This window comes from Methanobrevibacter sp. (assembly GCF_045541095.1).
Classification (GTDB): Archaea; Methanobacteriota; Methanobacteria; order Methanobacteriales; family Methanobacteriaceae; genus Methanocatella.
The window spans coordinates 1-5467 of record NZ_JAZQIJ010000004.1 but is presented as its reverse complement, the minus strand read 5'-3'; the positions used below and the strand labels follow the sequence as shown (position 1 = coordinate 5467).

The 5467-nt window shown below is 34.5% G+C and carries 7 protein-coding genes; 5 read left to right on the top strand and 2 right to left on the bottom strand.

From position 1 onward, the window contains the following. Positions 1-17 precede the first annotated feature (17 nt). Together ACKI2P_RS00130 and ACKI2P_RS00125 are read left to right on the top strand one after the other, a co-directional pair. Entirely contained in the window at positions 18-356 is a 339-nt protein-coding gene (locus tag ACKI2P_RS00130; RefSeq protein WP_407374078.1) for a heavy metal-binding domain-containing protein, read from the top strand. A gap of 7 nt (positions 357-363) precedes the next feature. Next, entirely contained in the window at positions 364-1158 is a 795-nt protein-coding gene (locus ACKI2P_RS00125) for a hypothetical protein (protein WP_407374076.1), read from the top strand. Here ACKI2P_RS00125 and ACKI2P_RS00120 read toward each other — a convergent pair. Beyond that, positions 1155-1541 carry a hypothetical protein gene (locus tag ACKI2P_RS00120; protein ID WP_407374075.1) on the bottom strand — a complete coding sequence of 129 codons (387 nt, stop codon included), beginning with the start codon at positions 1539-1541 and terminating at the stop codon, positions 1155-1157. The two genes, ACKI2P_RS00125 and ACKI2P_RS00120, sit on opposite strands and share 4 nt — an antisense overlap. A gap of 8 nt (positions 1542-1549) precedes the next feature. Continuing rightward, positions 1550-2482: a transcriptional regulator gene (locus ACKI2P_RS00115; protein WP_407374073.1), complete on the bottom strand. Its 933-nt coding sequence runs from the start codon at positions 2480-2482 to the stop codon at positions 1550-1552. Positions 2483-2549: 67 nt separating this feature from the next. Between ACKI2P_RS00115 and ACKI2P_RS00110 the strand changes: the two genes are divergently transcribed. The 3 genes from ACKI2P_RS00110 to ACKI2P_RS00100 all read left to right on the top strand — a co-directional run bounded on the left by ACKI2P_RS00110 (position 2550) and on the right by ACKI2P_RS00100 (position 5441). Continuing rightward, the gene (locus tag ACKI2P_RS00110) at positions 2550-3800 is read left to right on the top strand and encodes a DUF1743 domain-containing protein (protein WP_407374080.1); all 1251 of its coding nucleotides are present in this window, start codon (positions 2550-2552) and stop codon (positions 3798-3800) included. A gap of 203 nt (positions 3801-4003) precedes the next feature. Continuing rightward, on the top strand, positions 4004-4939 hold the full coding sequence (locus tag ACKI2P_RS00105; RefSeq protein ID WP_407374071.1) for a DUF3100 domain-containing protein: 936 nt from the start codon (positions 4004-4006) through the stop codon (positions 4937-4939). A 13-nt stretch (positions 4940-4952) separates the two neighbouring features. Beyond that, positions 4953-5441: a hypothetical protein gene (locus ACKI2P_RS00100; RefSeq protein ID WP_407374069.1), complete on the top strand. Its 489-nt coding sequence runs from the start codon at positions 4953-4955 to the stop codon at positions 5439-5441. The last annotated feature ends 26 nt before the right edge of the window (positions 5442-5467 follow it).

Genomic DNA, 5467 nt, shown 5'->3' with positions numbered 1-5467 from the left:
TTAAAGGAGATTAGATTATGGTATCTGTAGAAGAATTTGCAATATCATCTGCAAACGAGATTCATGGATATAAAATTGTTGAAACTAAAGGATTCATTTATGGTTTGACTGTAAGAAGCAGAGGTGTCGGTGGACAGATAGGTGCCGGTGTCAAATCGCTATTCGGCGGAGAAATCAATCAATATGTTAAAATGATGGAAGAGTCAAGGGATGAAGCACTTACAAGGGCAATTGAACATGCCAAAGATTTGGGTGCAAACGGAATCGTTGCAATTCGATTTGATTCAAATGAAATTTCCCAGGTGATGCAGGAAATTCTGGTTTATGGAACAGCTGTCGTCGTTGAAAAAGAATAGTGATAATATGTTTTTAGAGAACTTGGAATTTAAAGGTAAATCTATTCCTCAAACTATACTGGGCTATGCCCCATTCATTGCTGAGGCTTATTTCGGACACAGATCAAGACTTTATCAATTGGATTTATATGACAGTCCTCAAAACACTGCAGATGTCATAATTGAAGCTTTTAATCAGGGTGTACGTGCTATTAATCTTGTCAATGAACCAAACTTGCTAAAAGCTTATGATATTGCCTGTGACAATGGATGTGAAATGAAGGTTATTGGAACTGTCGGCAAATCTGATGTAGATTATCTAAATCCTAACTACGAAGTTGCAAAAGAGGTTGATTGGGATGAGGACATTGAACTGTTTTCAAGTTATGACTGTCCGTTGATGTTGGTTGATGAGTTTATCGTTGATGCTTATGACTGGAAGTTAACTTCAAAAATACTGTCCAAAATTAACGAAACAGGTTCCCTTTCAGGTTTAGTTACAGCATTTCCATCACGCACAACTGATTTGCTTCCGGATAACTTGGATATGGATTTGTTTGATTTTTACATGATTCCATTAAATTCAATATCTTATATGATGGATATCAGTGCATTCAATGCTTCCCAAAGACAGGAATTTGTTGATAGAATATTAAGTTTAAATAAAAAAATAATTGCTACCAGAATATTGGCAGCAGGTGTTTTAAAGCCAAAAGAGGCATTTGCATTTTATAAAAATGTTGACTATGTTGATGCGATTTCGATTGGTGTTGCAAAAGTTGAAGAGGCCAGTGAGGATTTCTCACTATTGAAGGAATATTAATATTTGACTATTTCATATTCTTCAAATGGAATTTGACCTTCGGCTTCAAGTGACTGGTTCAGGTCAGCTAATCCATTAATCAAATCTTTTATATTTTTATTTGATGGCTTTTTGCCGGTTATTTGCAGGTATTGTCTTGGTGATATTTCACACAATTCGCATTCGAAGTTACAGCATCTGTTTTTTTCTTCACAGCCATATCCTTCCTGTGATTCATCAGTTCCGATTACGATGTCGTCCAAAATTCTTGAAACTCTTTCGTCAGATGCAAACATTGCTATTTTTTGGGTTTTTCCACAGATTCCAATTGCTTTTTGTCCTTTATAATTGCAAACCCATTTGATGGGATGATTTTCCATGTTTGTAATTTGTAAGTTTTCCATTTTATCACTTAATTCTGCTTTCTTTCCTTAATCATTTTCAATAATTCTTTGGAATTTTCAAATTCTTTCAGTTCCCATGATTTTATCACAGGTATTGTTCCGATTGATTCTTTTATTTTATCATTATTAATTATAAAAACAGGTTCTGATGTTGTAACCATTGACAAGTCTTTTAATGGAACTGCCATTCGTTTTAAAGTCTTTTCAGTCCTGTTCTTTTCAACATTCGCCATCAATGGGGAATGCTTGTCAGAACTTTTCATTTTTGCAACAGCATCAAACGGACTTTTATTGGTGGATAATACTCCATACCCCAGTTTTGACAGGTCGTTTACATCATCACTGAATTCAACGTCATCCTTTTGGGGCTGTTTTAACAAATCTATGTCCAATGTTACTTTGGTATTCAGGATTTCTTCCAAAATCATTGCAGTTTCGGTATTTGCACGAACGATGCCGTTTTCATATTTGTACATTGTAGCCCTTGAAACGTGTGCAAGATTGGCCAAATCTTTCAGTGACATGGAATATTCTTCTCTGTATTGTTTTATAACGTTTCCGTCAATCTTAACGAAATAACCTCCACGGTCCGCCAGGATTTCAGGGTATTCATTATAGATTATCATATTTTTAAACGTATCAAAGCCAATTGTTGGAATCTCATATCTTTCATAAACAACGCCTTCTTCAAGCATGCCGTTTCGTGACCTTTCACCGATTATTATTGGGGATGCTAGAAAAATATTGGCCAGCTGTTTCATTTCATGGGCATTTTGCTCATTGATACTGTCAATGTTTGAAAATGTTTTTAAAAGTAAAATTAATAAGTTTTTTCTTGCCACTATGTCAAATGAACCCTGTTCATAAATGTCAGAGGTTTTAAAACCCTGAGAATTTAGTAACTTTTCGATATTTTGTAACATTTGACTTCTAGTTAACATGATCAACCTCTTTAATTAAACTATATATTCTTTTAATTATAATATTTTATTATTTAAGGTGATTTAAATTAATGTTTTACATATTGGAATAGATGATACTGACTCTCCCGATGGGATGTGCACTACTTTTTTAGCCAGTCAAATAATTAATAAGCTTAGATACAATGGAATTGAACTTCTAGATTATCCGAGATTAATTCGACTAAATCCGTTCGCACGTTTCAAGACCAGGGGCAATGGTGGCGTAAGTTTCAAAATTAAAAATGATGATAAAGCTAATCTGGCACGTGAAATAGTTTTAAATGAAGTTGAAAAGCTTTCAATGTTTGATTGCGAAAATACAAATCCTGGTGTAGTTTTTTACGAAGGTCAAATTACTCAAGAAATGCAGGATTATGCATTCAGGGCAATTTATGAATTCATAACAATTGATGAGGCTGAAAAATTTGGTAAATCTATCGGATGCGAAATTCACAAATTTAAAAAAGGAAGGGGAATTATCGGGTCTATTGCGGCCATAAGCCTTCCGTTGTCTGATTTTACTTTTGAGTTACTTGCTTATAGGGATTCAGCCAACTATGGAACTAAACGTCAAATTGACTATGATTCGGTTTATGTCATGGATAAGGAAACTTTCCCGGACACTTTTGAAAATATTGATTATGGTGAAAACTACATTGCAATCGAACCTAAAACTCCATGTCCGGTTTTATATGGAATCAGATCCAATACTGTCGAAGCATTAAAGAAAGCTCAAGAAATCGTTAAGGTTTCAGAACCTATTGTTGATTTGTGCATTTTCAAAACTAATCAGCATACTGATATGCATATCCAAAAAACTGAAAACATTGCTTCAATGAATCAATTTGGTTGTTATGATGTTGTCGGTGAGGTAAAAAATAAACCAACTGTAATTGATGGGGGGCACATGTTCTTTTATATTTTTGATGAATCGGGTGAAATAGAATGTGGTGCGTACGAACCAACAAAAGGTTTCAGGAATATTGTTGCAGATTTGCGGCCGGGTGATGTTATTCGTGTTTTCGGAGGAATCGGAGAGCAAAATACATTTAACATTGAAAAATTCCAAGTAATTGAATTGAATGACGTTGAGTATAAAAATCCGATTTGTGAATGTGGAAAAAGAATGACTTCTGCCGGCAGGAACAAGGGATTTAAATGTAAAAAATGTGGAAAAAAAATAGAGTCAAATGAAAAAGTTCCTGTTAAAATCACTCGTAATTTAAAAAAGTCCCAATTTTATGAAACACCAGTTTCTGCAAGGCGTCACCTTTCAAAACCTCTTTGCAGATTGTGATTTCATTAAATATTATTTTGTTTGATGTTTTTTAAGTTACAGTTAAAAAATAATCTCTTTTTTTTATTTCACTTTTTGTGAATTTTTATCTTATTTTAGTACATATTTTTAGAACTTTTGGGAACGAAATACTACTACTTTAAATAGTGGTTTTTTGAAAGAATAAATTACAGCATAATTCTCATGTTTTGGAGGAGTGGATTGTGTCAAAAGATAATAGTGGAACGACAGAGATTACTCATATTTATAGGAATAAAACTGATAAACGTATTTTAAAGAAAAATCCATGGAAGGATTATGGATTGCATTTGTCTGTATTGTGTTTAGTCATTATCGCGGAGCTTATAGGTCCAATTCAAATTCCTATTACTCAAGGGGTGTCTGTTTCTATAATGCCACTATTGTATACTATGGTTTTGGGTTTGATATTTTATCTTGCAAAACCTATTTTTTGGATTCAAAGAAAACAGTCCCGTGTTGCTGAAGGGGCTATGATGCTTTTTATTGGAGTTTTAATTGCCAAACTTGCTGTTTCAAGCGGCCAGTCAATTCATTTGCTTTTTGAAATGGGACCTGCATTACTGCTTCAGGAACTGGGGCACTTGGCAACTATTCTGATTGCACTTCCTGTTGCTTTATTGTTAGGATTTAAAAGAGAAGCAATTGGTATGACTAATTCAATTGGTCGTGAACCTGAAGTGGCTGTTGTAGTCGATAAATATGGATTTAATTCTCCGGAATCCAGAGGAATATTTGCATTATTTATCGTCGGAACAATTATCGGAACAGTATTCATTAGCTTTTTGACAAGTATTTCAGTATCTGTGCTTCCATTGCATCCTTATGCCTTTGCAATGGCAAGTGGTGTGGGTAGTGCAAGTATGAATGCGGCGTCTTTAGGTCCAACCCTTGCGGCATTCCCGCATTTGGAAACCAGTATCGAAGCTTTTGCCGGATTCAGTAATCTGTTGTCATTTTCAGTGGGTATTTATATTGTGATGTTTATCGCATTGCCTCTCACCGAAAAACTGTACTATTGGTTGGAGCCTAAAATCGGAAGGGATTCTGCTTTTGGATCTAATGAGGATAAAAAATCAATCATTGAATCAAATGAAAATGAAAACACTGATGTTAAATAGGTTGTGAAAAATAATGTCTGATTTTGTTGACGGGTCTGAAAACGTTTCAGTTCATGGTATTTTTAATTGGATTTTGCTTCTGGTGATATTTTCAATCATTGTCACAATAGGAAATACTTTAGGTTATGAACATCCTATTTCTGGTTCATTGGTGGGAATGGGGATTCTGTCTGGTATAACTCTTGTAGGGATGTGGCTTGAGAGAACTCTTCCGTTCAATATATCTTCAATCATTTACATTAGTGTAATTGGTATTTTGCTTGCTTTTCCGGGCATGCCTACATCTGAATTTGTTTTATATTATGTATCTCATGTTGAACTTCTCTCTATCGTTACAGTATTTTTAGCTTATGTAGGTATCGGTATGGGTAAAAGCTGGGATGAATTTAAATCATTAGGTGGGCGAGCGGTAATTATTACCATGCTGGTTATTGCATCAACTTATTTCGGATCTGCTATCGTTGCTCATGTCATTTTGGTTCTGACTGGAGTCACAGTCTAATTTTTAATTTTTGTTCTTACTTAGTG

Excerpts from the sequence above, each read along its gene's own strand:
- ACKI2P_RS00130 (WP_407374078.1), top strand. The coding sequence starts at position 18 with ATGGTATCTGTAGAAGAATTTGCAATATCATCTGCAAACGAGATTCAT.
- ACKI2P_RS00125 (WP_407374076.1), top strand. The coding sequence starts at position 364 with ATGTTTTTAGAGAACTTGGAATTTAAAGGTAAATCTATTCCTCAAACT.
- ACKI2P_RS00120 (WP_407374075.1), bottom strand. The coding sequence starts at position 1,541 with ATGGAAAACTTACAAATTACAAACATGGAAAATCATCCCATCAAATGG.
- ACKI2P_RS00115 (WP_407374073.1), bottom strand. The coding sequence starts at position 2,482 with ATGTTAACTAGAAGTCAAATGTTACAAAATATCGAAAAGTTACTAAAT.
- ACKI2P_RS00100 (WP_407374069.1), top strand. The coding sequence starts at position 4,953 with ATGTCTGATTTTGTTGACGGGTCTGAAAACGTTTCAGTTCATGGTATT.